The 25,442-nt window shown below is 39.0% G+C and carries 28 protein-coding genes and 1 pseudogene; 18 read left to right on the top strand and 11 right to left on the bottom strand.

Going from position 1 to position 25,442, the window contains the following annotated elements; genetic code table 11:
* Positions 1-47: 47 nt before the first annotated feature.
* A complete protein-coding gene (tsaE, locus tag HZ311_RS03765) occupies positions 48-521 on the top strand; it encodes a tRNA (adenosine(37)-N6)-threonylcarbamoyltransferase complex ATPase subunit type 1 TsaE (RefSeq protein ID WP_023520108.1) in 474 nt (157 codons plus the stop codon).
* On the top strand, positions 514-1,041 hold the full coding sequence (locus tag HZ311_RS03760) for a GNAT family N-acetyltransferase (protein WP_023520107.1): 528 nt from the start codon (positions 514-516) through the stop codon (positions 1,039-1,041). Before tsaE ends, HZ311_RS03760 begins: the two co-directional genes overlap by 8 nt.
* Before the next feature lie 131 nt (positions 1,042-1,172).
* Here the strand turns inward: HZ311_RS03760 and HZ311_RS03755 are convergent, their stop codons facing one another.
* Positions 1,173-1,706 carry a 3'-5' exonuclease gene (locus HZ311_RS03755; protein WP_010734765.1) on the bottom strand — a complete coding sequence of 178 codons (534 nt, stop codon included), beginning with the start codon at positions 1,704-1,706 and terminating at the stop codon, positions 1,173-1,175.
* A 153-nt stretch (positions 1,707-1,859) separates the two neighbouring features.
* The gene (locus tag HZ311_RS03750; RefSeq protein WP_023520106.1) at positions 1,860-2,612 is read right to left on the bottom strand and encodes an exodeoxyribonuclease III; all 753 of its coding nucleotides are present in this window, start codon (positions 2,610-2,612) and stop codon (positions 1,860-1,862) included.
* Between the two features lie 105 nt (positions 2,613-2,717).
* On the opposite strand from HZ311_RS03750, the gene HZ311_RS03745 reads away from it, so the two are divergent.
* The 3 genes from HZ311_RS03745 (at position 2,718) to HZ311_RS03735 (ending at position 5,208) form a co-directional block, all read left to right on the top strand.
* Complete coding sequence (locus tag HZ311_RS03745; protein ID WP_023520105.1) at positions 2,718-3,638, top strand: Gfo/Idh/MocA family protein; 921 nt, start codon at positions 2,718-2,720, stop codon at positions 3,636-3,638.
* A gap of 70 nt (positions 3,639-3,708) precedes the next feature.
* Entirely contained in the window at positions 3,709-4,614 is a 906-nt protein-coding gene (murB, locus tag HZ311_RS03740) for a UDP-N-acetylmuramate dehydrogenase (protein ID WP_041684266.1), read from the top strand.
* Positions 4,615-4,632: 18 nt separating this feature from the next.
* Positions 4,633-5,208: a GNAT family N-acetyltransferase gene (locus tag HZ311_RS03735; RefSeq protein WP_137072692.1), complete on the top strand. Its 576-nt coding sequence runs from the start codon at positions 4,633-4,635 to the stop codon at positions 5,206-5,208.
* A gap of 836 nt (positions 5,209-6,044) precedes the next feature.
* Here HZ311_RS03735 and HZ311_RS03730 read toward each other — a convergent pair.
* Positions 6,045-6,887: a hypothetical protein gene (locus tag HZ311_RS03730; RefSeq protein WP_023520102.1), complete on the bottom strand. Its 843-nt coding sequence runs from the start codon at positions 6,885-6,887 to the stop codon at positions 6,045-6,047.
* Positions 6,888-7,168: 281 nt separating this feature from the next.
* Between HZ311_RS03730 and HZ311_RS03725 the strand changes: the two genes are divergently transcribed.
* Complete coding sequence (locus HZ311_RS03725) at positions 7,169-8,680, top strand: flavocytochrome c (RefSeq protein ID WP_137072690.1); 1,512 nt, start codon at positions 7,169-7,171, stop codon at positions 8,678-8,680.
* A gap of 51 nt (positions 8,681-8,731) precedes the next feature.
* Here HZ311_RS03725 and HZ311_RS03720 read toward each other — a convergent pair whose 3' ends face one another.
* From HZ311_RS03720 to HZ311_RS03695, 6 genes are all read right to left on the bottom strand, one after another.
* Positions 8,732-9,718 carry an NAD(P)H-quinone oxidoreductase gene (locus tag HZ311_RS03720; protein ID WP_023520100.1) on the bottom strand — a complete coding sequence of 329 codons (987 nt, stop codon included), beginning with the start codon at positions 9,716-9,718 and terminating at the stop codon, positions 8,732-8,734.
* A 2-nt stretch (positions 9,719-9,720) separates the two neighbouring features.
* Positions 9,721-10,371 carry an NAD(P)H-binding protein gene (locus HZ311_RS03715; RefSeq protein ID WP_023520099.1) on the bottom strand — a complete coding sequence of 217 codons (651 nt, stop codon included), beginning with the start codon at positions 10,369-10,371 and terminating at the stop codon, positions 9,721-9,723.
* Between the two features lie 143 nt (positions 10,372-10,514).
* Positions 10,515-11,129: an ECF transporter S component gene (locus tag HZ311_RS03710; RefSeq protein ID WP_010734774.1), complete on the bottom strand. Its 615-nt coding sequence runs from the start codon at positions 11,127-11,129 to the stop codon at positions 10,515-10,517.
* A gap of 16 nt (positions 11,130-11,145) precedes the next feature.
* Positions 11,146-11,697 carry a phosphopantothenoylcysteine decarboxylase gene (gene coaC, locus HZ311_RS03705; RefSeq protein ID WP_010734775.1) on the bottom strand — a complete coding sequence of 184 codons (552 nt, stop codon included), beginning with the start codon at positions 11,695-11,697 and terminating at the stop codon, positions 11,146-11,148.
* Between the two features lie 13 nt (positions 11,698-11,710).
* Positions 11,711-12,439, bottom strand: a complete 729-nt coding sequence (locus tag HZ311_RS03700) for a phosphopantothenate--cysteine ligase (RefSeq protein ID WP_137072688.1) — start codon at positions 12,437-12,439, stop codon at positions 11,711-11,713.
* Positions 12,436-13,425: an acrylyl-CoA reductase family protein gene (locus HZ311_RS03695; RefSeq protein ID WP_137072686.1), complete on the bottom strand. Its 990-nt coding sequence runs from the start codon at positions 13,423-13,425 to the stop codon at positions 12,436-12,438. The genes HZ311_RS03700 and HZ311_RS03695 overlap by 4 nt, the downstream gene beginning before the upstream one ends.
* Before the next feature lie 230 nt (positions 13,426-13,655).
* On the opposite strand from HZ311_RS03695, the gene HZ311_RS03690 reads away from it, so the two are divergent.
* The 7 genes from HZ311_RS03690 to HZ311_RS03660 all read left to right on the top strand — a co-directional run bounded on the left by HZ311_RS03690 (position 13,656) and on the right by HZ311_RS03660 (position 18,956).
* Positions 13,656-14,198 carry a helix-turn-helix domain-containing protein gene (locus tag HZ311_RS03690; protein WP_019723760.1) on the top strand — a complete coding sequence of 181 codons (543 nt, stop codon included), beginning with the start codon at positions 13,656-13,658 and terminating at the stop codon, positions 14,196-14,198.
* A gap of 17 nt (positions 14,199-14,215) precedes the next feature.
* Positions 14,216-15,301, top strand: coding sequence for an ABC transporter ATP-binding protein (locus HZ311_RS03685; RefSeq protein ID WP_010734779.1), 1,086 nt, complete (start codon positions 14,216-14,218; stop codon positions 15,299-15,301).
* 11 nt (positions 15,302-15,312) lie between these two features.
* Positions 15,313-16,119, top strand: a complete 807-nt coding sequence (locus HZ311_RS03680; RefSeq protein ID WP_019723761.1) for an ABC transporter permease — start codon at positions 15,313-15,315, stop codon at positions 16,117-16,119.
* Positions 16,116-16,946, top strand: a complete 831-nt coding sequence (locus tag HZ311_RS03675) for an ABC transporter permease (RefSeq protein ID WP_019723762.1) — start codon at positions 16,116-16,118, stop codon at positions 16,944-16,946. Before HZ311_RS03680 ends, HZ311_RS03675 begins: the two co-directional genes overlap by 4 nt.
* On the top strand, positions 16,943-18,016 hold the full coding sequence (locus HZ311_RS03670) for an ABC transporter substrate-binding protein (protein WP_023520096.1): 1,074 nt from the start codon (positions 16,943-16,945) through the stop codon (positions 18,014-18,016). Before HZ311_RS03675 ends, HZ311_RS03670 begins: the two co-directional genes overlap by 4 nt.
* Before the next feature lie 317 nt (positions 18,017-18,333).
* The gene (locus HZ311_RS03665; protein WP_023520095.1) at positions 18,334-18,681 is read left to right on the top strand and encodes a type II toxin-antitoxin system RelE/ParE family toxin; all 348 of its coding nucleotides are present in this window, start codon (positions 18,334-18,336) and stop codon (positions 18,679-18,681) included.
* Positions 18,681-18,956, top strand: a complete 276-nt coding sequence (locus tag HZ311_RS03660; RefSeq protein ID WP_023520094.1) for a helix-turn-helix domain-containing protein — start codon at positions 18,681-18,683, stop codon at positions 18,954-18,956. Before HZ311_RS03665 ends, HZ311_RS03660 begins: the two co-directional genes overlap by 1 nt.
* Positions 18,957-19,172: 216 nt before the next feature.
* Here HZ311_RS03660 and HZ311_RS03655 read toward each other — a convergent pair whose 3' ends face one another.
* Positions 19,173-19,319: a putative holin-like toxin gene (locus tag HZ311_RS03655; protein ID WP_010734785.1), complete on the bottom strand. Its 147-nt coding sequence runs from the start codon at positions 19,317-19,319 to the stop codon at positions 19,173-19,175.
* 309 nt (positions 19,320-19,628) lie between these two features.
* A pseudogene (locus HZ311_RS03650) lies at positions 19,629-19,724 on the bottom strand (putative holin-like toxin); the annotation flags it as partial.
* Positions 19,725-20,576: 852 nt separating this feature from the next.
* Here HZ311_RS03650 and HZ311_RS03645 point away from each other — a divergent pair.
* The 5 genes from HZ311_RS03645 to HZ311_RS03625 all read left to right on the top strand — a co-directional run bounded on the left by HZ311_RS03645 (position 20,577) and on the right by HZ311_RS03625 (position 25,429).
* Positions 20,577-21,713 carry a GLUG motif-containing protein gene (locus tag HZ311_RS03645; RefSeq protein ID WP_158411068.1) on the top strand — a complete coding sequence of 379 codons (1,137 nt, stop codon included), beginning with the start codon at positions 20,577-20,579 and terminating at the stop codon, positions 21,711-21,713.
* On the top strand, positions 21,682-22,476 hold the full coding sequence (locus HZ311_RS03640; RefSeq protein ID WP_023520092.1) for a hypothetical protein: 795 nt from the start codon (positions 21,682-21,684) through the stop codon (positions 22,474-22,476). The genes HZ311_RS03645 and HZ311_RS03640 overlap by 32 nt, the downstream gene beginning before the upstream one ends.
* 234 nt (positions 22,477-22,710) lie before the next feature.
* Complete coding sequence (locus HZ311_RS03635) at positions 22,711-23,280, top strand: LPXTG cell wall anchor domain-containing protein (protein ID WP_023520091.1); 570 nt, start codon at positions 22,711-22,713, stop codon at positions 23,278-23,280.
* 385 nt (positions 23,281-23,665) lie between these two features.
* Entirely contained in the window at positions 23,666-24,298 is a 633-nt protein-coding gene (locus HZ311_RS03630) for a response regulator transcription factor (protein WP_010734789.1), read from the top strand.
* A complete protein-coding gene (locus HZ311_RS03625) occupies positions 24,299-25,429 on the top strand; it encodes a sensor histidine kinase (protein ID WP_023520089.1) in 1,131 nt (376 codons plus the stop codon).
* Positions 25,430-25,442 lie beyond the last annotated feature (13 nt).

Below are 25,442 nucleotides of genomic sequence, written 5' to 3'. Positions count from 1 at the left end.
GTTGGATTACACGTTATACTGACAAAAAAGAATGAGGAGAAATGATGATGATTGAATTAACAAGTGTGGCGATGACAGACCAATTAGCAGAAATCATTGGAAAAGTCGCTCATCCGGGAGATAATCTAGTGTTAACTGGCGATCTAGGTGCTGGTAAAACGACTTTGACAAAAGGAATTGCAAAAGGATTAGGCATCGTTCAAATGATCAAGAGTCCGACCTATACGATCATTCGGGAATATACACAAGGAAAAATGCCTTTGTACCATATGGATATCTATCGTGTCGCTGCTAGCGGTGCTGATTTGGGATTAGATGAATATTTTGAAGGTGATGGACTTTCAGTCATTGAGTGGGGAAATCTATTAGAAGATGCTTTACCTGAAGATTATTTGGAACTGATTATTGAGAAAAGTGATACAGAATTAGAAAAAAGATATGTGAAATTCCAATCATACGGACCGAATAGTCAAGAGTTTGAAAAACGTATCTATGAAGCATGGGCGAATTCTCATGGCTAATGATGTTGAACTGACGTTAAAAGAAGCGGAGAAATCAGATGCTGAAGGATTGTTAGTGATGCTACGCCAAGCGAGACAAGAAACGGATTATTTTGTTGTTGAGGAGCGTTCACTCAATAAAAGTAAAGAGGTACTTGCAACTGAATTGTCTCGAATAAAAGAAAGTGCAGAACATTTATTATTTTTAGCCTGTGTCAAAAAACAGGTGGTAGGTGTTGTTTCTGTTGCTCCCAAACCTGACTTGCCCCGTCATGGCGAAATAGGGATCAGTATCTTGAAAGAATATTGGGGAATGGGGTTAGGTAAGATTCTTTTAGAGGAGGCAATCATTTGGGCTACAGAAAATGCGCGATTTAGTACGTTGGTTCTTGACGTATTGGCGGGCAATCAACGAGCCATAAATCTTTATCAAAAAATGGGGTTTCAAGAGGAAACCCAAAGTGTTGACTCTTCGAGAAGACAAGGTCAATCATTGGCGATAATCAAGATGAAACGAACGATCGAGCATAAAATAAACTGATTTCAAAAACAAAGAACCTGAAAAATAGTTGTCCACTTTTCAGGTTCTTTATTTATCATCATCTTTGATTCTTTCGTACGAGGGAATCAACCAATAGAAATGCAAGAATTAGCTTATTTTAGCTAGTTGAACTATTTCACTGTGACTAATTTTTTCAATGGGTCTGTCCCAAAATATTTTTCCTGATATAACAAGATTTCCGCACATGCTCGACTATCTTCTAACGCATCATGGTGATTTTTCAACGTGATATCCAAATTTTCACAAACTGTATTCAAGCGATGATTTGGCATTTCTGGAAACAAGCGGCGACTTGTTTTGACGGTACACAATGAGAGATAGTTCGGTTGAGGCAACTGATAATAATCTAAACAACCAGCTAATACTTTTGTATCAAATGCGGCGTTATGCGCAACGACTAATCGGTTTTTTTGGAAATACTTTTCGATTTTCTGCCAAACATCTGGAAATTTAGGTGCCTGTTGGACATCTTCGGGTCGGATACCATGGATCTGGATGTTCCGCCAGAAAAATGGCGTTTCCGGTTGGATCAAGGTATAAAATTCATCGACAATCTGACTGTTCTCCACTTTGACAAGGGCTAAGGAACACGCACTATGAGATTGGTGGTTCGCAGTTTCAAAGTCCATCGCGATAAAATTCATTTTCAAATAAGCCTCCTTTAAAAAATAAACCATAACATAGATTTGTATGAAAAGAAATAGCTTTTTCAGACTATGTATCAAGTAAATATGGTGCCAGTGAAGGATCAAAGGAAGAAAATCGGGACAACCCAATTTCTTCCGTTGCTATCCTAACTATTCGATAATTAATTCGACAGGGCAGTGGTCACTACCTAGAATCGATGTATGGATTTTTGCATCAACCAAACGAGGTGTCAAATCTTCACTCGTCAAGAAATAATCGATACGCCAACCTGCATTGTTTTTTCGAGCATTGAAACGATAACTCCACCAAGAATAGACACCTTCTAACTCTGGATAGAAGTAACGGAAAGTATCTACAAAACCATTATCAAGTAAATGAGACAATGCGTTTCGTTCTTCGATAGAGAAACCGGCACTTTTTTGATTCGTTTTCCAATTTTTCAAATCGATGTTCTCATGGGCAACATTTAGATCCCCACAAACAATTACCGGTTTTTGTTTTTTCAACTCTTCTAAATAATCATAAAAAGCAGATTCCCATTCTAAACGGTAATCGAGACGTTTCAATTCATTTTGTGAATTTGGTGTATAGCAAGTGACTAAGTAAAATTCAGGATATTCTAACGTGATCAATCGGCCTTCTTGATCATGGACATCAATGCCCATTCCATAAGAAACGTTCAATGCAGGTTCTTTGGCGAAGATCGCTGTACCTGAATAGCCTTTTTTGACTGCATAATTCCAATATTGATGGTAACCTGGTAAATCCAAGTCGATTTGACCTTCTTGTAGCTTTGTTTCTTGAAGACAGAAGAAATCTGCATCAAATTCCTTAAATGTTTCTAGAAAATTTTTGTTGACGATGGCTCTTAAACCATTGACATTCCACGAAATCAGTTTCAAAAAAACACGCTCCTTTTTCTATCAAGTCTGTGCGATTATATTGTACCTCATTTTTATTAAAAATAGTGTAAGATAAGAGTAATAACAGATAGCAGGAGGGAAACCATGAAAATTGGCGTAGTAGGAGTAGGTAACATTGCCGAAAAAGCATATTTACCCACATATGCAGGGAAACAAGGAATGGTTGATTTTTATTTTGCGACACGTAATCAGGTAACGAAAGATCGTCTGAAGAAAACCTATGGATTTGCTCATTTGTATGAGTCTTTGGATGACTTAATTGAAGAGGAGATCGAAGCATGTATGATCCATGCGGCAACAAGCGTTCATTTTCAATTAGCTAAAAAATGTTTGGAACATAATATCCATGTTTATATCGACAAGCCTTTAAGTGTCGACCTAAAAGAAATCCAAGAGTTACAAGAATTGGCAGAACAACATCAAGTGATTTTAATGGTGGGCTTCAACCGACGATTCGCCCCAATGGTCGAAGAATTAAAAGCGATTCCAGAAAAACGGTTGATCCAGTTACAAAAAAATCGCATTGCGGCAAAAGAAGCAACTGCTTTTGTCATTTACGATCTGTTCTTGCATCTGGTGGACACGGCTGTTTATTTATTAGACGAACCAGTGATCAAAACAACTTCTCATATCCGAGAAAAGGAAGGATCTATGGAAGTAGCGATGTTGCAACTTGAAACTGCGAACCAAATGGCAATTGTGACGATGGATCTTGGAAGTGGTGCAAATACTGAAACCTATCAAGTAACGAGCAAACAAGGAACCTATGAATTGAGTGATCTGACAGAATTAGTCATCCGTAAACCAGATACGGTGGAAATAAAGAAATTTGGTGATTGGGAAACCACGCTGAGCAAACGTGGTTTTGTGCCAATGGTTGAACGATTTTTTGAAGAAATCCAACAACCGACGCCAAATAATGAAAAGTTAAAACAAACCAACATTTATGAGAGCCATGCACTTTGTGAGGAGATGTTGAATAATCTTTATCGTCATCAGCTTTGAGCAAAACTGGCAAGATTGTTTTAAGCGTGATAGAATGATGGGGACGTTTGAAAAGAAAGGAAAGTCCTCAGTGAATAAAGAAGATATCGTTAAAAAAAATCCAGAGTTGAATCTGTTGCTTGATGAACCGTTAAGTCATTATACATTTACCAAAACCGGTGGACCGGTAGATGTTTTAGCTTTTCCCAAAACCAAATCAGAAGTCAAACAGGTAGTTGACTATTGTCGAGAAAACCAAGTGCCATGGTTGGTATTAGGAAATGCAAGTAACTTGATCGTCCAAGATGGTGGGATACGCGGCGTGGTCATCATGTTGACAGAGATGAACCAAATCAGCGTTGAAGGCACGATGGTGATTGCAGAAGCAGGTGCGAAACTGATCGATACGACGTATGCAGCCTTAGCAGAATCTTTGACAGGATTCGAATTTGCCTGTGGGATTCCTGGAAGTATCGGCGGTGCAGTCTACATGAATGCAGGAGCTTACGGTGGGGAGATCAAAGACGTGTTTGCAGAAGTCGATTTATTATTAAGTGATGGGACGATCCAAACTCTGTCAAATGAAGAAATGGCCTTTTCTTATCGCCACAGTGAATTACAGAAGATGGAGGCCATCGTCTTAGAAGCTCGTTTCCAATTAACACCTGGTGATCATGAGATGATCAAAGGTCGGATGGACGAATTGACGGAATTGCGTGAAGCAAAACAACCATTGGAATACCCTTCATGCGGTAGTGTCTTCAAACGACCTGAAGGACACTTCACAGGACAACTGATCCAAGAAGCAGGCTTACAAGGTTTGAAATGGGGCGGCGCACAGATTTCGGAAAAACATGCCGGCTTTATCGTCAATATCGACCATGCAACAGCAACTGATTATACAGAGTTGATTGCCCATATCCAAGAGGTGATCAAAGAGAAGTTTGATGTCGCATTAGAAACAGAAGTACGGATCATTGGTGAAAAAAGAAGCTAAAGGAAAGTAGGTGGCGTGATGTTAGATAAGCAATTGCCCTATGCAGAGATTTGGATGACACGCCCACTCAATGAAGAATTGCCTTCTTATCCCTTGAATCAGCAGTATCGCTTTGAAAAGTATCAACCAGGCGCAGAGCAGGATTGGGCAATCATTGAAACAGCAGTCGGTGAATTTGACTCTGTGGAGGAAGCACTGGTTTACTTTGACCAAGCTTTTGCCCCTTATCCAGAAGAACTGGCAAAGCGCATGTATTTTGTGGTCAACGAACAAGGTGAACGCATTGCCACATGCACTGCTTGGTGGAAGCTTCGTGAGAAAGAATATCCGCTTTTTCATTGGTTAGCGGTCAAGCCAGAACATCAAGGAAAAGGGATTGCCAGAAGTTTGACGATCGAAGTGCTCCGTTGTTTTCAGCAAATAACGACACAAAGTCCAATTTATTTACACACACAGACATGGAGTCATCCAGCAATCAAACTTTATCAAAGTTTAGGTTTCACGTTCATCCCTGAGAAATTTGATGGTAGCGAAAATCCCGATTATGAAATGGTGATAGATATTTTATCATCGAAAATTAAAAAAGGCACCTAAAAAATAGGTGATGACAGAAGTATTCAGCTCCGAGAAATAAGCCGTGAAACCCGAAAATTGTTCTTCAAATTTTTGGGTTTCACGGCTTATTTTTGACGGAGTTGGCTTGCGAATACCGTATACACGATTTTAAGGATAGAAACAAAAAGGAATTTCATTTTTTTCCTAACGCTTCAAATTGCTTCAATGTTAGAGAATTATTAGGTTGATCGCTAAGTGGAAAATCCTTCACTAAGGTATTAAAGTTATTAGTTCATATACCAACGTTATTTAAATATCAAGAAATAATAGGTCAACTTAGAAAGAGGTTTGTGTGTATAATCCTGTTAATAAAAAAACAACAAATCGTCCAGATGATTTAGTTATAAGAGTCAATTAGATACTCGAGATAGTTGAATCACCAAAAAATGCAAGGTGTTTTGCTAAAATACTACAAAAATTTCGCATGGAAAAGAACCTCACGTTCATTACTTGTCCATTTCCAGCGTAAAATAGCTTATTAGGATTCCAAGCAGGTATTTCTGCCAAATCTAGCAATTTATCCTGATCGTTCGAATGATTTAGGCCATTCATTAGATAAATATGTCAATCATTGTTTTTGTGACTGGTTTACAACAGACAAAAAAACAGAACTTCAAAAGATCATGGCTATTGATCCTACAAAACAAAAAAAGGTGGGACAGAAGTGTTTGGTCACGAGAAATAAGGTGTAATCCCCAAAAATTACTCTTTGAATTTCTGTGGATTTCACCTTTTTTCTGACTATTATCGCTTATGGTTCAGCCGGTTATTTGGGCTTGAGGTCAAAACTAAAATCAATTTTACTTTTTCTCCAGCTACTCTTTTTTGTTTCCAGCAGTATCCATCCGTGTGGTCACACCTTTTTTTCTAGGGATGAAGTTCCGGATGAACGTAAATTTCCGATAATCGTTTCGTGTATAAAGATAGCCGAAAACGCTGAAGACAAGGGCTCCGATAAAATTGACGAATAAATCTTTCATCGTATCTAAGATCCCGATGTCCAAGTACCCATCTGCCATGACATACTCTTTGGTTTTGCCATGCTCATCTTTATATGTGACGGTTGTTTGTTGGATATCTTTGATCTTATATACGGTGTTGCCATCCTCACTTAATTTGACACTGTTGATCTGATCAACATAGTTATCTTTTTGCATGTCCATCTGCAAGACTTGATCCGCAGAGAATTCGATAAATTCCCAAAAAACCCCTACGGTCATGGAAAAACAGAAAGAGACTAGAGCGACTAGTAATGGCGTCAGATTCATTGTTTTCGTGTTTTTGTTCAAAAGATAGACAAGAGAAAAACCGACACCACCTGCTAGGAAGCCGCTTAGTGCGTGTAACGCTGTGTCCCATAGTGAAAAGTAGCCATAAAAGTCACTTAATTCACCCAAGACAGTGGCACTGAAAATAAAGGATAAGATGATGATTTCCAGTGTGTTAGGGATTTGGATCTTTAGTAATTTTTCTAGTAAATAGGGGATTTCAAACAATAATAAAGTTAATAATAAGAGCATGATATTCCCCATGTTCCGGTCAATCAATTGGTCGACGAGCATGACCACCACAATGATACGTAAAATGATGTAAATCGCATGAGTGACCTTCCCAGCAGACTTACTCCCTTTTGAAAAAAAATGTTTGATAAATTTCATAAATGAACTCCTTCGTGTTTCATATCGATTATACTTGTCTAATGAAAAAAGCCCAAATCTTCTGTTTGGATCAAAAAAAAAATTTTTTTTTGCCTGACTATTTATTCAAGAAACTCGACTGTTTTTCGATAGTTACTAACGAAAACTTGAAAAATTTGGAATATTAATGGTTATTTATAAAAGAGTGAGATACCAGTAGTACGGAAAATGTAAATTGTTGGTTGAATTTGTGAATGCTATCACTTATGATGGGGTAAGTGTTAAATTTTAGGAGGACAACTATGAAGAAAACAATTAAAGGGTTACTGACAGTTACAGCAATTTTTGCCTTAGGTGCCTGTACGCCTGATGAAAAAGAATCTGCATCCAGTAGCTCTTCCACAAAAGAATCAACAGAAGTATCATCCGGAGCGTCTGCTCAAACTTACACAAATCCAGCTGATATGAAAGAAGAATATGATTTGATCATCGTCGGCGGAGGAGGAGCTGGTATGGCAGCTGCAATCGAAGCAAAAGATGCAGGCTTGAATCCAGTCATTTTTGAAAAAATGCCAGTTGCTGGTGGAAATACATTAAAATCTTCAAGTGGAATGAACGCATCTGAAACAAAATTCCAAGAAGAAGAAGGTATCACTGATTCGAACGACGCCTTTTATGAAGAAACATTAGCAGGTGCGAATGGCACAAATGATAAAGAAATGTTACGCTATTTTGTCGATCATTCGGCTGCTGCAATCGAGTGGTTAGATGAAAATGGCATTAAATTAGATAACTTGACGATCACTGGTGGAATGAGCGAAAGACGAACACATCGCCCTTCTGATGGTTCTGCTATTGGTGGCTATTTAGTCGATGGGTTATTACGAAATGTCCACGAACGCCAAATCCCGATTTTTGTAAATACTGAAGTGACAGATATCCAAAAAACGGGAGATACAGTTAACCAAGTAACGGTCCAAGTCCAAGGGGAAGAACCAAAAGAGATCACTGGTAAGGCTGTAGTTGTTACAACTGGTGGATTCGGTGCGAGTGAGCAATACATCCAAACTTACCGTCCAGATCTGGAAGGATATGTAACGACGAATCAAGTGGGATCAACAGGCGATGGTATCAAGATGATTGAAAAATTAGGCGGTCAAACGGTCGATATGGATAAGATCCAGATCCATCCAACGGTTCAACAAGATGAAGGATTCTTGATCGGAGAAGTGGTACGTGGTGAAGGAGCGATCTTAGTCGATCAAGATGGCGAGCGTTTCGTCAACGAAATGAATACACGAGACAAAGTATCAGATGCAATCACTGCATTGCCAGAAAAATCTGCTTATTTGATTTTTGACCAAGGGGTACGCGATCGCGCAACAGCCATTGAGTTTTATGATGAAAAAGGTTATGTAACTGCAGGTGAGACGATTGAAGAATTGGCAGAGAAAATCAACTTACCAGCAGAAACATTAGCACAAACAGTAACAACTTGGAACGAAGAAGTTGCCAATCAAGACGATACAGCATTTGGTCGTACGACAGCCATGGAGCATGATCTGTCTAAACCAAACTACTATGCGATCAAAATCGCACCTGGTATCCACTATACGATGGGTGGAATCAAAATCAATACGAACACAGAAGTTGTGGATAAAGACGGACAACCGATCACTGGACTTTACGCAGCAGGTGAAGTCACTGGTGGCTTACACGGTGAAAACCGCATCGGCGGAAACTCTGTAGCGGAAATCATTATTTTTGGACGTCAAGCAGGACAACAAGCAGCAAAATTTGTCTCTGCACAATAATAGAAATGATATAAAAAGAGAACCTAAGGCGCATGCCCTAGGTTTCTCTTTTTAAGTTTCACTGACTGTCAAAATGATTTTTCCAACGTTTTTGTTGGCTTCCATATATTCATGGGCTTCTTTTGCTTCTGATAATGTAAAGGTTCGATCAATGATTGGACGGATCGCTCCGGTTTCAAAATAAGGATCGATGTTTTTCATAAACTCTTGAGTCAGTTTTGCTTTGTATTCATCACTTCTTGGTGTCAATAGCGTACCAATCAATTGGATTCTTTTTTGCAGCAAAACGCTTAAATCAAGAGACTCGACTGTTGTGCCTCCTAGTGTGCCAATCAAGACCCAGCGACCATCTACAGCAATCGATGCCAGATTTTTTTCCCAATAAGAAGCACCGATGAAATCTAAGATGACATCAACGCCATGCCCATCAGTTATCTTTTTTACTTCCTCCGCGAAATCTTGCGTTTTATAGTTGATTACTTCATCTGCGCCTAATTCTTGGCAAAAGGCTAACTTTTCAGCTGAACCTGCGGTAACGATGATGCGTGCTTGCGAATATTGTTTGGCTAATTGGATCGCTGCAGTACCAACGCCACTTGCACCAGCATGGATCAAGACAGTCTCATTTTTTTGGAGTTTTCCTAACCAATACAAGGTTTGATAGGCAGTCAAGAAAACTTCAGCGATACCAGCGGCTGATACGTAGTCAAGGGAATCGGGCAAGAGGATTGCTCGATCTGCTGGGATTACGGCATATTCTGCATAGCCACCTAAATTCACTAGACCATAGACTCTCGTTCCAGTTGAAAACTCAGAACGGTCACTTGCGTTTTCAATGACTTCACCAGCAACCTCTACACCTAAGATCGGGTAAGGCGCTTGAAGTGCAGTATTTTCGCGACGCATGATATCCGTACGATTGACCGCAGCGGTGTGGACTTTTAACAATAACTCCCCAGCTTTTGGAATAGGTCTAGGGACATCCACTTCAGTCAAAACGTCTGCTGAACCGGGATGTTTCATAGAGATTCCACGCATGATTAAGCCTCCTCAACAAGTTGTTTGATGGCATCCGATACTGTATCCGATCCTTCAGATAGAACAACAGTTGTTTTTGAAATGTTTGGTTGATCCACTAACGCTGCTAAAACTTCTGCTACCGTTTTTCTTGTAATCGATTGAGCTGGTTTTTCGTCTGGTTTGGTCAATTGGATCGAAGTGACCTCCTCGTCGTTCGTCAAAGCTACAGGTTGTAGTATGACATAATCTAATGATGTCTGATTTTTCAACCATTCGTCTGCATAATATTTGGTAATATAATAATCAGTCATTGACTCAGGCCATTTCTCACGGTTATCCGCAAAAGCTGCACTGATCATCAAATAACGAGAGATATTTGCTTGCTCTGCTGCAATCATTGTTTTGATTGCGCCGTCTAAATCAACTTGTAAAAGATTTTGTCCTTGAGAACCAGCAGCAAAGATGACGAGTTCAATCTCTTGAAAGGCTTCCGCCATTTTTTCTGAAGACCAAGTTAAATCAAAGGGAACATAAGCGATATTTTCTTCATCATAAATCGCTTGGTTGGCAACATCTCGCACACCCGCGTAAACTTGATGTTCGGTTGTTCCGAGTTTTTGGATCAAATGACGCCCAATTTGTCCGTTTGCTCCTACTACAAAAATATTCATTTTCTTCATCCTTTCGCTACATATATGTATCAATCATGGTAACACCAAAAGATAAAAAATTCAGGACTAAACACTTATCAACAAAAAAACCAAAAAAGAGCTACCATACCGCATCACTCTTTTTTGGTTTTTTAATCCGATCATTAACGAATCATTCGTAGTAAAACGGTAGATACCGCAGCTGTGACTAAACCAGCGACGATTGCTTCTGGTACGCCACTAGTAAAGATGACCGCTAAAACTGCTGAATAGACTGCATTGATATTTGTCCCAAGAACCTGTGCATAATCTTGTTGGAATAGAAAATAGATCAAGTTCATCACTAAGATCGTATTGGTCAGAGAACCAGCGATCCCTGCGAGAAACAATGAGAGCGGACTAACTTTGTTTTTTGTCAATCGCTGTATTCCTTTATACACGAAATAAGGAACAACACCGATCAGGATTCTAGGTATCAAGGCAATGATCAAGGCTTTCCAGCTTCCTTGATCTGTGCCGATCACCGGAATAAACGGTGAGAAAACAAAAGACAACGGTGTTGGTATGAACGTACTGCGAATCAGACTGATCAAACCAAATGTGCCACCGAGAAAGGCACCTAGCCGAGGACCTAAAATAATTGAAGCGACGATGACAGGGATATGCATCGTTGTTGCGTTGATCGGCCCAATCGGAATAAATCCGAGAGGCGTGACAGCGAGTAAGATCATAATTGCTAAAAACATAGCAGTTAAAGTAAAGTTTTTGGTATTTTTCATCATAACTCCTTAAATACTAGACCGACCTCTGATTCAGCAGAAGTGTGACTTGGTCGATAATGATTTGGTTATCCGCTAAAGCACCTTTTCCGTAATCGCCACAAGCTAAGAGGGATTCTCTAGGTTCAATCTCTTGATAACCGATTTCTTTTAGCGTCATTAAATTTCTTTGATTGATCGGATGTTGGTACATATTAGTATTCATCGCCGGTGCAATCAATTTTGGTGTTTCCGGTAAAAGTGCCATGGCAACAGTCGATAAGAGATCATCCGCTAGACCATTCGCTAACTTGCCGATAATATTTGCAGTGGCTGGTGCAATCAAAAACAAGTCTGCTTGTTTGGCTAGCTCGATATGGTTGATCACTGAAGGATCGTTTTCTTGCATAACGTCTGTATGGACAGCACGTTTTGAAAGGGATTGCAATGTTAAAGGTGTAATAAATTTGGTACTACTTTTTGTCATGATGACATCGACTTGATAACCGAGTTTGACTAGTTGATTTGTGATATCTGCACTTTTATAAGCAGAGATACTGCCCGATACGCCTAATAGGATTTTTTTCATCGTTAATTCCTCCTTATTTTAAAATCGCAGTGACGATACATTTTGCAATCTCTTGCTTGGTATCGGCTTCTATGACCTCTCCATTTTTTGATAATAAGTATCCATGATGTTGTGTTTCACTGACTTGGGTCAAGTCATTTGCTAAAATATAGTCGGTTTGATTGGTGATCAAGCTATTTTTAGCTACTTCCAATAAGTGTTCTTTCGAGACATCGACTAATAATTTAAAACCAACGATGACAGCATTTGGTTGCCATTGGCGTAAAGAACGAATAATCTTTGGTGTTTTCTTCAATGTCAAAAAGAGATAGTCCGTATCAGATGAAATCTTGGCTTCTTTACTAGCGGTTCGTTCTGTTTCTGCAAACCATGCCGGCAGTGAATCAGGGGTCAATGCCTCTTTACTCAAGCGCTCAGCAAACTGTTGTTCAGAAAGACTGAAAGCCGGTGTGAAATCACTAACTGCCATGCTATGGATAATGGCATCATAGGTATTTTCTTGCATCAATCGTTCTAATGTAGTCAATAAGTCTTGAGTAGATTCGATGAGATGGATCTTCAAATGCTCAGAAGCAGTAGGCTTTACAGCAGAACGTGTCGTCACGTAGTCGATTCTCACCGTCTCGTGAGCCAGAAAGACTTCTGCGATGGCTTGACCTAATCGTCCAGTCGAATGGTTTGTGATCGAGCGGACTTGGTCGATTCGTTCGCTTGTGCCACCGGCTGTGATCAATACCTTCATATTGTTTCACCTACAGTGACAAGTGTTCTTCCTTGGTGTGTCCCATCAAGGATTTTTTGGGTCGTTTCTTCCAATTGATCTAAGGTGATCTCATTGACGACTAAATGATCTGTTACAGATAGGTCTGCTAGTTGTTGCCAGATATTCAAGCGTTTCTCATGTGGGACATTGACTGAATCGATACCGATCAACTGGATATTACGTAAAATAAAAGGTAACACTGTTGTTGTCAATTTGATGCCACCCGCATTGCCACAGAGAGCAGCTGCGCCATCATAAGCAATCAAAGGCAATAATCGTGTGAGCTGTTCGCCCCCAACAGTATCGATCACATAATCGACTTGTTGTTTATCTAACGGTTTATTTTTTTCTGGTAGAAAGGCTTCTGGATGAACGACTTGAGTCGCCCCTAGTTTCTGTAGCCAAGTCTTTGCTTCTTCTTTACGAGAAAATGCGGTGATTTGCTGAAAGCCCATTTTATGCAACATGGCAATTGCCACACTACCAACTCCGCCAGAGGCACCAGTGACGATCACTTTGTCCTCTGCTTTCATTCCTTGGGTAAGTAAAGCATTCACGCAAAGTGCAGCAGTCAAACCAGCGGTGCCTAAAACCATTGCCTGACGTAGGTTCATCGTTTCTGGAAGAGGGATGAGCCAATCTCCAGTTACTTTCTGGTAATCGCTATAGCCACCAGGTTGACTAACACCCAACCCATAGCCGGTTGCTAGAACTTGATCTCCTGGTTGAAATCGTTTGTCCAAGCTTTTCATGACGACACCAGAAAAATCAATTCCGGGAGTCATTGGATAATGACGAATCACTTGGCCATGTTCACTACAAGCTAACGCATCTTTATAATTGACATCTGAGTAAGCGATTTTTACCCAAACTTCATTATTAGTCAGCTCAGGAAATTCTTTGTCAACGATGCTTGTATGAAAAGTAGGCTCGTTGTTTACTTGAAACTGTTTGAATGTATTCATTAGATAGAAGATACTCCTTTCGAAATTTTCCTTAATCATACCATAAAGCGTTTCATTTTCTAGTAGTTTGCTGATTAATTTCTTCTAAAAAAAAGTCGAGATAACCGAAAAAGTACAAAGGAAATTCAAGCAAAAGGGTTGTTTTTTCAGCGGAAATTTGTATACTAATACAGGTGGTAGTAAACTTGGAGTTTACTATTAGAAAACTTCGCATAGGGGGACAGTGACAAATGGAAATTGGTGAGAAGTTACGAAATCTGCGTATCCAAAAAAACTTGACACAAGAAGAATTAGGGGAGCGGACAGATTTATCAAAGGGCTATATCTCACAACTTGAGCGGGATTTAAGTTCGCCATCGATGGAAACATTTTTCTCAATCCTTGAAGTATTAGGAGTTACCCCAGAAGCTTTTTTTCATCAAGAAACACCTAACCTTCAAATCGTTTATACGAAAGAAGATCGAACGGTCTATTATGATGAGGAAAATGGGTATGAACTGGAATGGTTAGTGACAGATTCCAACGAAAAAGAAATGGAACCAGTTTTATTGACATTCGATACAGCTGGTGAATATAAAACCTTTGAACCTTCACTCTCAGAGACATTTATCTTTGTCTTAGAAGGGGAGATCGCGCTAAGCTTGGGTGAGCGAGAGTATGTAGCAAAAAAAGGTCAATCGATGTACTATCAGGCAACGACACATCATCAATTACGCAATCATCAAAACAAACAAACTAAGGTATTGATCGTCGCAACCGAATCATACTTGTAATATAGGGGGCAGAAAAAGTGGGAAAACCAATCATATCATTCGATCAGGTCGTAAAAAGCTATGATGATGAAACAATTTTGAAGAATGTTAGTTTTGAGATCGAACAAGGGAAATTTTATACATTGTTGGGGCCTTCTGGTTGTGGGAAAACAACGATTTTACGAATCATTGCAGGATTTACGGAAGCAACCGAAGGAGATATTTATTTTGAAGGAAAGCGCCTAAACGATCTACCGGCAAATAAGCGCCAAGTCAATACGGTTTTCCAAGATTACGCCTTATTTCCTCATATGAATGTATTTGATAATGTTGCATTTGGATTGAAAATCAAAAAAATGCCTAAATCAGAAATCGAAAAAAAAGTCAAAGACGCATTACGTATGGTGCAATTACCTGGATATGAAACGCGGGAGATCAGCGAGATGTCAGGGGGACAACGCCAACGGGTGGCCATCGCGCGAGCTATCGTCAATGAGCCGAAAGTCTTGTTATTGGATGAACCGTTATCAGCCTTGGATCTAAAGTTACGTACTGATATGCAATATGAGTTGCGCGAACTACAACAACGTTTAGGGATCACCTTTATTTTTGTGACGCATGATCAAGAAGAAGCGTTAGCAATGAGTGATGAGATTTTTGTGATGAACAAAGGGAAAATCGTCCAAAGTGGTACTCCTGTGGATATTTATGATGAACCAATCAATCATTTTGTGGCAGATTTTGTTGGTGAAAGCAATATCGTCAATGGCGTGATGATTGAAGATAACTTGGTTGAGTTTGTTGGCAAACAATTTGAGTGTGTCGATGGTGGGATGCGCGTCAATGAACCAGTTGAAGTCGTACTTCGTCCAGAGGATTTAACGATCACAACACCGGATAAAGGGAAATTAGTCGTGACAGTTGACACTCAGCTATTTCGTGGTGTCCATTATGAGATCATTTGCTATGATGAGCAACAAAATGAATGGATGGTCCACTCAACGAAAAAAGCGCGCGAAGGGAGTCAAGTCGGCTTAGCCTTTGAACCAGAAGACATCCACGTTATGCGTTTCAATGAGTCAGAAGAAGACTTCGATGCACGTTTGGAAAGCTACGAAGAATAGGGGGAGAGAATATGAGAACAATGCGTAGGATCTATTCCATCCCTTATGTTTTGTGGCTTGGATTATTTGTGATTGCGCCTGTTTTGATGATCATCTATCAATCTTTTTTTGATATGAGTGGTCAGTTTACATTAAGCAATTATGCTGCGTACTTTACTTCAGGAACTTACATCGCCATGACGATCAATTCGGTATGGTATGCGTTCTTGATTACATTATTCACATTGTTGATTAGCTATCCAACAGCTTATTTTTTAACGAAATTGAAACATAAGCAATTATGGTTGATGTTGATCATTTTACCGACATGGGTCAATTTATTGTTGAAGGCATATGCCTTTATCGGGATTTTCAGTATCCATGGAAGTGTCAACCACTTTTTCGAGTTTGTCGGCATTGGCCCACAACAGATTTTATTTACTGATTTTAGCTTCTTATTCGTAGCGACATATATCGAGATTCCTTTCATGATCATGCCGATTTTTAATGCTTTAGAAGAAATGAATCCTTCATTATTGAGTGCTAGTAAAGATCTAGGAGCAAGTAATTTTGAAACATTTCGCCGAGTGATTTTTCCTTTGTCATTGAACGGCGTGAAAAGTGGGGTACAAGCAGTTTTCATTCCTTCACTATCACTTTTTATGTTGACACGTTTGATTGGTGGAAATCGAGTGATCACGCTAGGTACAGCGATCGAACAGCATTTCTTAGTGACGCAAAATTGGGGCATGGGTTCAACGATCGGCGTGATTTTGATCATCGCTATGTTCGTTGTGATGTTACTAACTGGTGAGAAGAAAAAAGGAGGTCGCTCATGAGAAAAAAATTCAAATGGTCGTATCTCTATCTAACAGTTGTCTTTCTATTATTGTATTTACCGATTTTTTATTTGATTTTTTATTCCTTCAATGAAGGCGGAACGATGAACAGCTTTACCGGCTTTACTTGGGAGAATTATCAAGCGGTATTTGAGGATACACGACTGATCATCATCGTATTGAATACATTTATGCTGGCGTTCTTATCGGCTTTGATTGCAACGATCATCGGGACATTTGGCGCGATGGGGATCTATTACACGAAAAAACGTCAAGCACGAACGGCGCTATTGAGCATGAACAATATTTTACTTGTTTCTCCCGATGTGATCATCGGTGCGAGTTTTTTGATTTTCTTTACGCTAATCGGCTTTGGGTTAGGCTTTCAGAGTGTCTTGCTTTCCCATATCGCTTTTAGTATCCCTATCGTTGTTTTAATGGTCTTACCAAAATTGCAAGAAATGAACGATTCGATGGTGGATGCTGCGAGAGATTTAGGAGCGAATAATTTCCAAGTCGTAAAAAATATCATTTTACCGTTTTTATCTCCAGGAATCATTGCCGGTTATTTCATGGCGTTCACATACTCTTTAGATGATTTTGCGGTCACTTTCTTTGTAACAGGAAACGGCTTTACTACTTTATCCGTTGAGATCTATTCAAGAGCACGACAAGGAATCAGCTTAGAGATCAATGCGTTGAGCGCACTTGTCTTCCTGTTCTCGATGGTGTTAGTGATCGGCTACTACTTTATCAGTAAAGAAAACCGACCAAAACGATTGAAAAAAAATCGCCGCAACCGTGAGGAGGTGGCTCGTTTACGATGAAAAAATTACAATCTTTGCTGATCGGTATTATCTTGATCATTGGTGTATTGCTTGTCAGTGTTAGACAATTAGAAAAAGCGAGCGGAATGAGTGGAGCGAAAATCGTGACCATTTATAACTGGGGAGACTACATCGATCCTAGTTTGATCACGAAGTTTGAACAAGAATCCGGTTATAAAGTCAATTACGAAACATTTGACTCGAATGAAGCCATGTTTACCAAGATCCAACAGGGCGGAACCAATTATGATATTGCTATTCCTAGTGAATACATGATCCAAAAAATGATTGAAGAAAAACTTGTCATGCCTTTAGATCATAGTAAGATCAAAGGCCTGAACAATATCGATGATCGCTTCTTGGATTTGGATTTCGATCCTGATAATAAATATTCGATTCCTTATTTCTGGGGAACACTGGGTATCGTGTATAACGATAAAGTGTTCGACGAAGAAGAAATCAAGCATTGGGATGACCTTTGGAAACCAGAATTAAAAGACAGCTTGATGTTGATTGATGGAGCAAGAGAAGTGATGGGCTTATCTTTGAATAGTTTAGGGTATTCTTTGAACAGCAAAGACATGACCGAACTGAACGAAGCAGCACAAAAATTGAATAAAATGACGCCAAATGTCAAAGCAATCGTTGCAGATGAGATCAAAATGTATATGATCAACGAAGAGGCATCAGCAGCTGTGACTTTCTCAGGTGAAGCAGCAGATATGATGTATGAAAATGAACATTTACATTATGTGATCCCAACAGAAGGCTCAAATCTTTGGTTTGATAACATCGTTATGCCAAAAACAGCCAAAAACCAAGAAGGCGCCTATGATTTTATCAACTTCATGCTCGATCCGGAGAATGCTGCTCAAAATGCAGAATATATCGGCTACTCTACACCAAATAAAGCAGCCAAAGCATTGTTACCAAAGGAAATCTCCGAAGATGAACAATTTTATCCATCTGATGAAACGATTTCGCATCTTGAAGTTTACGAAAATCTCGGTTCAGAATACTTAGGAATCTATAATGATTTATTCTTAGAGTTTAAGATGTATCGAAAATAGAGCTAAAACTCGATAAAAATGGGGAAAACTCGGGGGTCAAAAGCCTTTGTTTACGTACTTCTAAAAGCTCAGTTTTCCAATTTTCTACCAAAAGCGCCTTTTTAGGCGTTTTTTTTTGTTTTGATTTAAGGATAGCAATATAGATTAAAATAATAGTCTTTAATTAGCGTAATTGATTGTGTAAAGGATAAATCAACCATGAAAAGAAGGGAAAAATAAACATGCAATTTTGATTTGCCTAAAGAAAAAAGTTTTTAACAAATAGTAGAAAAATATAGCTAATTCGCTATATAATGATATGATTACAAGGAAATAAGTTGAATCATCCTAAATTTAAGTGGGACGATGATTTTGAAAGTTTCCTTGATTCATTGAGTGACAAGGAGGCTGCAAAAATTTTATCAATCATTGATAAAATTGAAAAAACAGATATACATACAGCCATGCGGCAAAAGTGGGTAAAAAAACTGGAGAGCAATCTACATGAAGTGCGAGCAAGTATAAGTAGTAATGCTTTAAGAGGGATATATTTTCAAAGAAAAGGGAATGAATATTTTATTACTCATGGGTTTCGAAAGAAAGCAAATAAGCTTTCCAGACGAGAGTTAGAAAAAGGTAGAAAGTTGCGAGACAATTTTTTAAGTAAGAACGAGAGGTGGATATGATGAGTCAAGTACAAAATTATATAAAAAAAAGAGCGGAAAAAAGTGAAGAATTTGTGCATCTAATGGAAATTGAAGAAGATAAATTAGATGTTGCGTTAAAACTAGTAGAATTAAGGAAAAGTGCTGGATTAACACAAAAACAATTAGCGCAAAAAATTGGGAAACCTCAATCAACCATTTCACGAGTTGAAACAGGTGAAATGAATCCTAGTATTGAGTTAGTGATCGAACTAGCACAAGGATTGGATAAAAAGCTTGTCATAAATTTTGAGTAATCATTTTTTAAGTCGGAATCTATTGGTCCAGCCAATTAGTTGTCTCCATAAATCCTTCTTATATATCAATCAGAATTGAAGAAGAAGCCGAAGTTGTGCTATAATAAAAACGAAAAAAGGAACTGCGTCAACAGTTCCCTTTTGACAGCACCGCTAAACCCGGTGACAGAATTTTATTCTAAGTTGGAAATAGTCGTCTCCGGGAAAAAGTGACGGCTATTTCTTTTTGTCATTTTTGTTGGTCAAGGCTAGGATGCCAAAGATCAAAGTAGCGGTAAATGAACCGAAACTGATCATTAGCCCTAACGCTGTTTCAACAGACAAAAGGCTTCTCCTTTCTTCGATTTCAGTACTTATCTCCATAAGCACCACCACCTTTTTGAAGTCGCCACCGTCATTCAACTTTACTGTCCCAAAAAGTATTGCATATCGCCCTAGATAGAGTCCTTGAACTTTAGATAAACACGGATGTTTTTTTGAAAAATTTGTATGTTCACTTAAAATACACTGAATCAGGAATCAGAATTGAAGAAGAAGCTGGAGTTGTGCTATAATAAAAACGAAAAAAGGAACTGCGTCAACAGTTCCCTTTTGACAGCACCGCTAAAAACTAGTGGCAAGTGTAATAGTTAACTCAAAGAGAAGTAAACCATCGGCTCGCTAAAGTGACGGTTACTTCTCTTTGTCATTTTTCAGCATCGTAACACCCAAACCAACTAAAGCAACGGTAAACATACCGAAAGCTATCATTGTTTGGATTGTTTCATATCAAGACAAAAAGGTCAGTTACTTAGAGTTAGAAAAATGACACTATCAATTTAAGCGATTACGTCCTTTTCAATGGGCTCATATTTTGAATATCTAAAAAATAGTTAGTTGTTTATCTGTATCTGCGTAAATCAATTGCTAAGAAAAAGAAAGCAATCAGAAAATACATCCGTGTATTTTCTGGTTGTTTTTCTTTTTTTCTTATTTTTGTCAGTTAAAAGATCCGAAAATACTATCAAAATAAAATAACAAAAAAAATATTTGTTTTATGATTGATCGAATCATCATTCATGGTGGTTATCGGACACCTTCGCTTTTGATTGCCTGAATTAACAATGATTAAACTTATCATTTTATGAGGAGTAAAATTTACAATGTGCAAGTTGGCGGTTGTTTTTTCTATTTTTAGGAAACATTATAATTATCATTCTATGAAACGAAGTAAGAGATCGACAAATTAGTAATTAAACTGGAAGCCGTTAAGAAGATATTGAAAGTTCTCTCGATTCAGAGAGGGACATACTTTTATTTTAGTGGAAAATAAAAAAGATTTTTTTTGCATAACAATGTTTTAATATCTTGTGTTTCCTTATTGGTAAAAAAGTAATAACAAGAAGTTTCATGAAGTAAACATGAACTTTCATATCATAAATAAAAAAACATTTAGTTATAATATAATTAGAGTTCTCTAATTATAGGTGCTGATTAGATAGTAAAAAAAGTTCATTTATCAAATTTTTTATGAGATAATTTGTATGTAAATTAAAATATGGTTAGAGAGCGAAGGGCGGACATATTTATGATTAAACTGAACAAGAAAAACTTATTGCAAATATATTTTTAAGTTCAATGGTGTTAACGCAAACAGTACCGACTTTTGCAAACGTTCTAGAAGATATTGATCCAGTAAGACATACAGTTATTGAAGAAGAGCCAATAGACGAAGAAAAAGAAAGCTTTGATGATGAAATCATAAATGAAAAAGTGTCTTCCGAGGAAGTCGTGGTTCTGGAGGATGATCGTCATGTGGTGGTAACTGAAGAAGACGACCATGTAACACTCGAGACAACCGATCAACTGGTTGAAGTGCAACAGACAGTGATGGAAGAAATGGAAGCGCAAAACGAAACGATCATTGAATCGTACTTTTCTGGAGCAGGTGATGGTTCTCTCACCTCGCCCTTCCAAATCACCACTGAAGCTGAATTGAATGAAATGCGAAATGATCTCACGGCGCATTACCAATTGATGAATGATATTACACTCACTTCAGATTGGATACCTGTTGGATATGGGACAACTTTAGCAACAAAATTTACTGGAAGTTTTACAGCTGAACCTGGAACAGTGATCCGTAATATGATAGTGAATACTGGGGTACAACTTGGGGATCTGCATAATCGTGGGTTCTTCGGTGTGACAGACGGTGCAAAGATTTCCGAGATCACATTAGAAAATCCTCGGGTTGTGGGAGGGCTCTACGGAAATAATGTTGGGGGATTGATTGGTCAAATCAATGACCTATCTAAAGGACCAACGACCGTCACTGATTCTACTGTTATTGGTGGAAGTATTGAAGCAAGTGGGAATAACATTGGTGGACTAGTTGGTTATATGGCGAATACTGTCGCAGGTACTACGATTGCGCGCTCATCTTCTTCAGCAACGATAACAGTTAATGCCAATCCTTACATGTATCCTCAAGCTGTTGGGGGGCTGATCGGAGTAAATGGAAATACAGTTGTAGATAGTTATGCCACAGGAAATGTCACAGCGAATACAACCAATACTGGAGGACTAATTGGTCTGAATAGCTGGGGTAAAGTCAGCCGCTCGTATGCTACTGGGAACATTGACAGCCCGGAAAGTGAAAACGTGGGAGGTTTGATTGGTGGACACGACTTCTACAGTACAGTAGTCGATTCCTATGCGACAGGCGATGTTATTGGGAGAACGAATGTTCGGGTCCGTTCATCCATATGCGATTGAAGTAGCACGCAACTATAGTACAGGACATGTAACTGGCATTGAAGCTGTTGGCGGTTTTGTCGGTAATGCCGGCTCTTTAACAATCAAAAACAGTTATGGGATGGGGGATGTCACTGGAGAATCCGATGTCGATCATTTCGGTTTAGGTGGAACGAATATCAATAATTACTACTATAATAACTCTGAAGCTTTATACGGCGGGGTTCCAGTTGGTGGTCAAGTGATCAAAGATGTCATTGAATTGCGCACGCAAGCGACTTATGAATCAAATGGTTGGGATTTCGGTAGTACTTGGGTGTGGGATACTGCGACAAATTATCCGAAGCTAGGACTAGGTAACGAGATGGATACTTTACCGATCAATGCGTTAGGAGAAACGCTTCAAGTGCCATATGGTGGAGCAGAAACAAAGATTCCACTTACTGATGTCTTTTCTTTATTCGGACGAGGTGGAAATCCAGATGATTATCTTTTTGAGACAAATGCGGATGGGGTAAGCATTTCAGCCGATGGTATGGATTTGATCTTGGAAATTTCTAGTGTTGGGATTTATGAAGTGACTGCTACACCAATCAGTCGTATCACTACATTAGAACCTGGACAGAATTGGAATAAAGCAATGATTGAAGTGACTCCGGCTGAGATCATTCTAGAAAAAGGGACAGTTTTTGCTCGTTCATTCAATGGAACGACTGAAATTGATCATTTCGATATGCCGACGTTAACTGGGGTGGCACCTGGAGATGAGGTGATTTGGCAATAAGCAAGCTTCCAATATACGAATAGTGCTGCTGGAACGAATACGATCGAAGGAGCGAACTGGACCATTGATTGGGGCACGGTTAACCTTTCCAACTATGAGGTTACCGGCTTACCGACTATTGGGAATCATGAGTATCTGGTCACAGATCTCTTTGATGTCGAAGCAATCACGAAAGCAGCCGGTGCATTTCTGAGAATAGATGAGGAATTAGCAAAACAAAACAATACCCATGAAGTGATCACGATTGCGGATACTGCACTTCTACACCATGATGACACCCCAAATACACCAGGCGAGCACTGGTACCATGACCATGCGGAAGAATTGCTGCAAGATGTGACCTACCTGATTTACGACACAGATCCACAAGCCACTCCGCTTGCACGAGTAGTAGCTTATGCGGATGGTGTAGCAGCGGTAGATGGGGTTTTTGTAGGATTAAGTGCCAACACTACCTATTGGATCACTGCAATTTCAGATGAGAGCGACAACTTTTTAGCAGGGGAAGAGTCTGAACCCATTATGCTTACTACAGCACAGTCGGGAGGCACTGGGAATACTGGAAATGGTGGGAATAACATCAGCGCTCCTTCTGGAAACAATCAGTCAGGCAACAATCAAACCGGCACGACTCCAAATGGTGGTAGTGGCAGTGTAGCGACAAATGTTGCATCAACAAAAAATAATGGCAGAGACAGCAATCTACCGAAAACTGGCGAAGTAGCTAGTACATTCGCATTACTTGGTTTTGGCTCGGTAGGTACAGCTTTATCTAGCTGGCTGAAGCGTAAGAAAAATAATTAAGCGGTGACATAAAGATTGAGCTAATTGTGTATAGTGTCAAGAAATATTTCTATGAATCTAGAATTTGTTTTTCGGATTTTTAGGTTTTGGACTATTTCTGAGAACTAACATGATTGTCTCAATCTTTTTTTCGTTGATTAAAAAAGAATAGGGAAGATCAGTGAGTAGTCATTCGACAGACAATCGTCGCCTACGGGCTCAAACTTCTATTTGCTGATTCTTTCGAGTATACTATAAGAAAAGATCAAGTACGAGAGGCAAAAGAAATGAACTCATCAAAAAAAGATAACACATGCAAAGACTACTTTGTAAGTAGAAGCCAACACTTTTTGATTTGATTGCTTGTTACTCCTACTTGCTCAAAATAAAAAAATGGAGAATCACTATGACAAACATTTTATTAGTAGATGATAGTGCACTGATTACAAGCGGCTTAAAAATCATTTTAGAAAGTACAAACGATTTTCAAGTAGTGGGTATTTGTCATGATGGGCGTTCAGCTATTGCTTTTTGCGAAAAAAATCAAGTCGATCTTGTATTGATGGATGTCCGAATGCCGGGAATGGATGGCGTCACTGCTACGCAACAGATTACGGAAGAATATCAGATACCTGTCATCATTTTAACTACGTTTGATGAAGATCGTTACATAGAGGAAGGGATACGCAACGGTGCAAGTGGTTACTTGCTGAAAACAACTCCTCCTGAAGCGGTGATCCAAGCAATCAAGAGTGTGTTACAGGGACAAACGATCCTTTCGAAAGAAATCCTCGTGAAGGCAACGCAACAATTAGGTAACAAGAATGATCAAGAAGCAGATCTCTCCTTACTGACGGAACGAGAGCAAGAAATAGCCTACCTCGTCGCAAAAGGAATGACAAATAAAGTGATTGCGCAAACACTATTTTTAAGTGAAGGAACTGTCCATAACAATCTTTCAATGATTTTAAAAAAATTGAACTTGGATCATCGTACGCAATTAGCGATCTATGTTCTCACAGGTGAGGTTATGACGTAGATGCAAACAATCAAATTATCGATCAACTTGCTATCGATCATTGGTTTGATCGGGTTGATGATCTATCAAACATCCGCTACCATTTTGATGTTTGTCATTAGTTTAAGTATGGTATGGTTGACATTTTTTTTCTTAGGCGAAAGTTTTCAGAAACATCGGCCTTGGTTTGTTGCTTTGCAATTGATCAGTGTTCTATTGAGTTTGATTTTTGTCGAACAAGCGATTTTTCTATTGTCACTTTCCTTGCTGCAAGGTTATTTTTGCTTCCAAAAATCATGGTTACTTTTAGTCGTAGCCTTGATCAATTATAGTGTTGGCAGCTTTTTTCTCTCTGATTCACTTTATTTTCTCTTTGTACTGTGGGTAAGTGGTATGATCAGTATCGTTTGGTCTGCGGAAAAAATGATGAAACAACAAGAAGAGTTAACTACTTCTTCCGATTTTTTACGGATTGAACGAAACAAATTATCAAAACTCTTTGCACAAAGCACTTTGAATGCTGAAGCGATGCAAAAAGAAGCAACGTTAGTAGAAAGACAACGGATCATTCATGAAATCCATGACCATCTTGGGCACGACTTAACGAGTTGCTTGATCCAAATAGAGGCGGCAAAGGTCATCAATCGAGAACAACCGGAACAAGCGCATCAATTATTGAGTCAATCTGCTGGTCGCTTAAGAAAGTCGATCAACGAAGTGCGCAACGTGTTACATGACGAGCGACCAAAGAATGAAACCTTGAACATCAATAAAGTAAAGGCTGAACTCCAACGTTTCTCCGAGACTCACCAGATTATCGTGGATTTCCAATATAGCGGTTCCTTAGATAAAATCAGTCGTTTTCATTGGCAAGTATTAGCGGCGAATTTGAAAGAGTTTTTGACGAATACGTTGAAATATAGTGAAGCTTCAACGGTTACGGTGCGTTTACATGTGTATCAAAAATTTTTACGATTTGAATCGAAGAACAATGGAAAAAGTGCAATAGACTATCGTAAAGGTCTGGGGATCGTAGGAATGGAAGAACGAACAGCCGTATTGAGCGGCAAATTGTTGATCGATGGAACGGATGGTTTTCACATCACCACGATATTACCTTTTGATGAAGAACATGAGATTTCTAATTCGTAAATCATGAGAAACT

The organism is Enterococcus mundtii (genome assembly GCF_013394305.1).
GTDB lineage: Bacteria > Bacillota > Bacilli > Lactobacillales > Enterococcaceae > Enterococcus_B > Enterococcus_B pernyi.
The sequence above is the reverse complement of the archived record's forward strand: the minus strand, read 5'-3'. Positions and strand labels throughout refer to the sequence as shown.

Coding starts and splice junctions, on each gene's coding strand:
- HZ311_RS03730 (WP_023520102.1), bottom strand. CDS start 6,887: ATGAAATTTATCAAACATTTTTTTTCAAAAGGGAGTAAGTCTGCTGGG.
- HZ311_RS03690 (WP_019723760.1), top strand. CDS start 13,656: ATGGAAATTGGTGAGAAGTTACGAAATCTGCGTATCCAAAAAAACTTG.
- tsaE (WP_023520108.1), top strand. CDS start 48: ATGATTGAATTAACAAGTGTGGCGATGACAGACCAATTAGCAGAAATC.
- HZ311_RS03715 (WP_023520099.1), bottom strand. CDS start 10,371: ATGAATATTTTTGTAGTAGGAGCAAACGGACAAATTGGGCGTCATTTG.
- HZ311_RS03680 (WP_019723761.1), top strand. CDS start 15,313: ATGAGAACAATGCGTAGGATCTATTCCATCCCTTATGTTTTGTGGCTT.
- HZ311_RS03720 (WP_023520100.1), bottom strand. CDS start 9,718: ATGCGTGGAATCTCTATGAAACATCCCGGTTCAGCAGACGTTTTGACT.
- coaC (WP_010734775.1), bottom strand. CDS start 11,697: ATGAAAAAAATCCTATTAGGCGTATCGGGCAGTATCTCTGCTTATAAA.
- HZ311_RS03640 (WP_023520092.1), top strand. CDS start 21,682: ATGTTCGGGTCCGTTCATCCATATGCGATTGAAGTAGCACGCAACTAT.
- HZ311_RS03675 (WP_019723762.1), top strand. CDS start 16,116: ATGAGAAAAAAATTCAAATGGTCGTATCTCTATCTAACAGTTGTCTTT.
- HZ311_RS03745 (WP_023520105.1), top strand. CDS start 2,718: ATGAAAATTGGCGTAGTAGGAGTAGGTAACATTGCCGAAAAAGCATAT.
- HZ311_RS03735 (WP_137072692.1), top strand. CDS start 4,633: ATGTTAGATAAGCAATTGCCCTATGCAGAGATTTGGATGACACGCCCA.
- HZ311_RS03760 (WP_023520107.1), top strand. CDS start 514: ATGGCTAATGATGTTGAACTGACGTTAAAAGAAGCGGAGAAATCAGAT.
- HZ311_RS03660 (WP_023520094.1), top strand. CDS start 18,681: ATGAGTCAAGTACAAAATTATATAAAAAAAAGAGCGGAAAAAAGTGAA.
- HZ311_RS03670 (WP_023520096.1), top strand. CDS start 16,943: ATGAAAAAATTACAATCTTTGCTGATCGGTATTATCTTGATCATTGGT.
- HZ311_RS03695 (WP_137072686.1), bottom strand. CDS start 13,425: ATGAATACATTCAAACAGTTTCAAGTAAACAACGAGCCTACTTTTCAT.
- HZ311_RS03630 (WP_010734789.1), top strand. CDS start 23,666: ATGACAAACATTTTATTAGTAGATGATAGTGCACTGATTACAAGCGGC.
- HZ311_RS03755 (WP_010734765.1), bottom strand. CDS start 1,706: ATGAATTTTATCGCGATGGACTTTGAAACTGCGAACCACCAATCTCAT.
- HZ311_RS03710 (WP_010734774.1), bottom strand. CDS start 11,129: ATGAAAAATACCAAAAACTTTACTTTAACTGCTATGTTTTTAGCAATT.
- HZ311_RS03700 (WP_137072688.1), bottom strand. CDS start 12,439: ATGAAGGTATTGATCACAGCCGGTGGCACAAGCGAACGAATCGACCAA.
- HZ311_RS03725 (WP_137072690.1), top strand. CDS start 7,169: ATGAAGAAAACAATTAAAGGGTTACTGACAGTTACAGCAATTTTTGCC.
- HZ311_RS03655 (WP_010734785.1), bottom strand. CDS start 19,319: ATGGAGATAAGTACTGAAATCGAAGAAAGGAGAAGCCTTTTGTCTGTT.
- HZ311_RS03625 (WP_023520089.1), top strand. CDS start 24,299: ATGCAAACAATCAAATTATCGATCAACTTGCTATCGATCATTGGTTTG.